Genomic DNA, 209 nt, shown 5'->3' with positions numbered 1-209 from the left:
TCGGATGTAGTCCCAGGCAGACTTGAACTGCCGACCTCCACATTATCAGTGTGGCGCTCTAACCAACTGAGCTATAGGACTGTTGTTCTACGACTCCGGGATGGCTCTGTCCAAGACCTGGGCATCATCAAAAAGCCCGGCTTCCTCTTTCTCGCTATATAAAAAAGACAGAGGGTGAGAGGTACAAGTAAGACCGATTGCCTTAACTT

Annotated in this window: 1 tRNA gene; it reads right to left on the bottom strand. The window is 49.3% G+C overall.

The features are described 5' to 3' along the window. Window positions 1-7 precede the first annotated feature (7 nt). Window positions 8-81, bottom strand: a tRNA-Ile gene (locus LDN30_RS16330). Window positions 82-209: the final 128 nt, after the last annotated feature.

The organism is Prevotella lacticifex (assembly GCF_019973375.1).
Taxonomy (GTDB): Bacteria; Bacteroidota; Bacteroidia; order Bacteroidales; family Bacteroidaceae; genus Prevotella; species Prevotella lacticifex.
This window is presented reverse-complemented; position numbering and strand designations above follow the sequence as displayed.